Source organism: Mesorhizobium sp. M1348 (assembly GCF_040317925.1).
GTDB lineage: Bacteria > Pseudomonadota > Alphaproteobacteria > Rhizobiales > Rhizobiaceae > Mesorhizobium.
This window is the reverse complement of record NZ_JAMYLH010000069.1, coordinates 1-3,401: the sequence shown is the minus strand read 5'-3', so window position 1 is coordinate 3,401 and position 3,401 is coordinate 1. Positions and strand designations below refer to the sequence as shown.

Here is a 3,401-nt window from a genome sequence, read left to right as displayed (position 1 = left end):
TTCTTATGCGTCGGGCGAGATTATGTGGCGGAGCCTTCCTGGTGCCAGCCTAGGCCCGCCGGTCCGGATTTTTCCGCCACATAATATTTAGATGCTGTTCAGCAGTTGCAGAACGGAGTCATTTGGTCGGAAACGCACGCCGTGAGCGCCGGTGACGCCCGCCTTCTCGAGTCCATTGCGCATCATCTCGACATCCGCTGCGGCATAGCGGTGGGTCGTGGCGACCTGTGCGTGCCCGAGCCAGGCTTGGATCGTCAAAAGGTCCACGCCGGACTGGAGAAGCTTCATGGCGAGGGAGTGCCGGAAGATGTGCGGCGATATGGGCTTGTCGGCCAAGGCCGGCCTGGTAGGCACGGCCTCTGTGGCCGCACGCCGCACGATATGGATCGCTCCGAAACGAGTCAGGCGTTCGTTGCGGGCGCCGACGAATATCGCTCGCGGCTCGTGATGGGTGATCCCGCGCTCGCTCAACAAGGATGTCAGCGCCCGCGCCAGGTCCTTAGCAATGGGGACGACGCGGTCTCTGCGCCCTTTGCCGCGCAGCAGCACTTGTGGGTGCGGCCGTTCCAACTGAAGGTCGTTTGCGTTGACGCCGGTGGCTTCGGAGACCCGGGCGCCGGTCCGTGCCAGAAACAGTAGAAACGTTCGGTCGCGCCGCCCACGGGACGTCCTCTGATCGGGGGCCGCAATAAGGGCGTCCACTTCGGCCTTGGTGAGGTGGTGCGTCACCTCAATGTGAGCCCGTTTTATGGGAATCGTCAGCACGCGTTGGGCGACACCGAAGGACGCCGGGTCAGCGGCTGCTACGTGATGGAAGAAGGATCGGATGGCCGCTAGTCGGGCGTTGCGCGTGGCGATGACGTTCTTGCGCTTCTCCTCGAGCTCGTCGAGGAAGGCGAGAACGAGGTCTCGATCGAGGTCTTCGAGTGCCAATGCGGCCGGCTTCTTCGCCAATCGGGTGGCGGCAAAGATGATCAGCATGCGCAAGGCATCGCGATAGCTGGCCACGGTCGCGGGAGTCGCATTGCGTTGTTTGGTCAAGCGCCGGCGAAAGTAGGACTCCAGGAGCGGCGCCAGCAGCAGGTGTTCGCTCATGCTGCACCTCCGTCGAGGAAGGCGCGCTCCGCCGCAATGGCGAGAAGATCTGCCGAACCGGTGAGATAGTAGGCAGTGTCGCTGTAGCTGGCGTGACCGAGATATGTGGCGAGCAACGGGAGCAACGCCTGAACGTCTGCGCGCTGCTGATGCCAGAGGCCGAGACGGGTCACGGCGAACCGGTGCCTGAGATCGTGTGGCCTTAATGGCTTGCCGCCATCGAGACCAGCAAGCTTGCGGGCCTCGGCAAAGCCGTTTTGCAGGCCTGTCGCCGAGAGGCGATTGCCACGAGAGCTGAGGAAAAAGGCCTGGTCCTTGGGCATGGGAAAAGCGGCATCCCGTTCATGGACGTAGCTACGAAGGGCAGCCTGGGTCGTCGTGTGAACTGGAACGAGACGGTCCTTGCGGAACTTCGTCTTCCGAATGAGGAGAATCCCGTTGGCCAGATCAACGTCGGAACGATCAAGTCTGACCACTTCGCCTGATCGCAGCCCCGAGCTCGCCAATAATCCGATCAGCGTGGCCATTGTCCGCCCCTTGAGAAGGATTCCCGGCGAGATGCGGCGGCATGCGTCGATGAGTGATGCCAACTCGGCCTCGCTGAGGATTCGCGGAGGCGGAATCGCTCTGGATCTGGGGAAAGCTCTGCGCTCCAAGGCTTCGGTTCGCGCGTCATAGACGGCGAGATATTCGTAAAACCGGCGCAGCACGCCGTGACGACTGACACGGCTGTTGGCGGCGCCGCTGAACGACAGGGCAAAATCCAGCGCCAAAGTTCGAGTGGCAGGCCCATCGAACTGAGCGCGCTCAATGTACCTCACGAAAGCCCGCAACGTGCCGGCTTGCTTGCTGAAGGCATAGCCGAGGGAGTGGCGTAGCTCGATGTAACACTCGGCCTTCTCGCCGAGGAATCGGGCAAAGGCGGTCATGCCACGCCTCCCGGAAAGGGAAGTGCGACCTCGGCAAGTTGCGACGTCGCGACCTTTACGTACAGCGCCGTTGTGTTGATGCTGCGGTGTCCCAGGAGATCGGCGACCTCGTTGATCGGCCTTCGCTGCTTGACGAGCTGGGTGGCAAGACTGTGGCGCAGGAGATGCGCACCTGCGACCTGCCCGAGTTCAACCCCGCCATGTCGCAACCGCTTCCGCACGATCCTCGAAACAGGCGACGCGCATTTGAATGGTGCCACGGGCGGCGTGAAGGACAGGAACAGATACGGACTATCCACCTTCGGTCGAGCGCGCAGGACGTAGTCGGCGAGCGCGGCACCGGCTTCCTCGATGAGCGGGGCCACCCGATCACGCTTGCCCTTGGTGTGCCGGACAAAAACCTCGCCAGTTCGCCAGTGGATATCGTGCAGTTGAAGGGCGCGCAGCTCACCGTTGCGAATGCCCGTGGTGGCGAGCAGCAGCAGGACGGCTCGATCGCGGACGTCAACCGGTGCCGTTGCGCCGATCATATCAATTGCACGCCGAACGTCATCCCATGCAAGGCGCGGCGGCAGATGAGCCAAACGCCAGTGGGGCGTCCTGGGGACGACGCGCGCGAGATCCTGATCGTGGTGGCCAGCCCAATACAAAAACCGAAGAAATGTCCGGATGTGAGAAGTTGCTGCGGTGCGGGTACCGGAGGTCGCCGATAGTGACAGCCGATGTTCGACAGCGGCAAGGACATGCTCAGCCGTCAATGCGTCGAGGTCTTGGCCGGAATGGTGGCGATGGAACCAATCCAGAAAGCGGCGGCTGCCCAGGAGAACGCCTTCGCGAGACTTTGACTCCAGTCCGCACACCCTGCTCAGATAGTCCGAAAAGGAGCTCAGAAGCGGAGCATTCGGATCATTATCTACACTGGGAACAGCAGCAAGGAAGCGTTCTGGAGCCACTCGCCGCGCGTGTCCCAGTGCCGACACTGCTCCAATGCGTGGAGTATCCGTAGTAAACGTGCACAAATAGCTGTCGACGACATCTTGAGAGATAGGCATCGGACCACAGCGCGTTGCGGCAAACTGGCTAAAGCGCGCAATCCGGCTCAGGTAAATCGTGGCAGACGCTCGCTTATAACCAAGGGTGAAAAAATGCTCCGCGAGGCGATCCATCTCGCCACCGAGTGCACCGCTACGCAGGCGCCTGAGCACCCCACAATAGGAAAAATAGAACTCGAGCATTCTGCCCCTCCGGCGTTGTGGCACAGGGGAATCCCGCGCCATGAGAGAGGCATGAAATATTATGTGGCGGAGGCAAGCTGGGTTTGGCCGACCCGAAAGGGGTCAGGGCGGCTCCGCCACATAATCTCGCCCGACGCATAAG

3 protein-coding genes are annotated in these 3,401 nt (G+C 61.7%); all 3 read right to left on the bottom strand.

Annotated elements, in window-relative coordinates; genetic code table 11:
* Positions 1-87 precede the first annotated feature (87 nt).
* The 3 genes from NKH13_RS35390 to NKH13_RS35380 are packed head-to-tail and all read right to left on the bottom strand — an operon-like array spanning position 88 to position 3,259.
* Positions 88-1,095 (bottom strand): tyrosine-type recombinase/integrase, encoded by a 1,008-nt coding sequence (locus NKH13_RS35390; protein WP_352875080.1) that lies wholly within the window; start codon positions 1,093-1,095, stop codon positions 88-90.
* Complete coding sequence (locus NKH13_RS35385; RefSeq protein WP_023699564.1) at positions 1,092-2,024, bottom strand: tyrosine-type recombinase/integrase; 933 nt, start codon at positions 2,022-2,024, stop codon at positions 1,092-1,094. The genes NKH13_RS35390 and NKH13_RS35385 overlap by 4 nt, the downstream gene beginning before the upstream one ends.
* On the bottom strand, positions 2,021-3,259 hold the full coding sequence (locus NKH13_RS35380) for a site-specific integrase (RefSeq protein ID WP_352917470.1): 1,239 nt from the start codon (positions 3,257-3,259) through the stop codon (positions 2,021-2,023). Before NKH13_RS35380 ends, NKH13_RS35385 begins: the two co-directional genes overlap by 4 nt.
* Positions 3,260-3,401: the final 142 nt, after the last annotated feature.

What these genes read in the sequence shown, in the direction of transcription:
- NKH13_RS35390 (WP_352875080.1), bottom strand. Translation starts at nt 1,095, where the DNA reads ATGAGCGAACACCTGCTGCTGGCGCCGCTCCTGGAGTCCTACTTTCGC.
- NKH13_RS35385 (WP_023699564.1), bottom strand. Translation starts at nt 2,024, where the DNA reads ATGACCGCCTTTGCCCGATTCCTCGGCGAGAAGGCCGAGTGTTACATC.
- NKH13_RS35380 (WP_352917470.1), bottom strand. Translation starts at nt 3,259, where the DNA reads ATGCTCGAGTTCTATTTTTCCTATTGTGGGGTGCTCAGGCGCCTGCGT.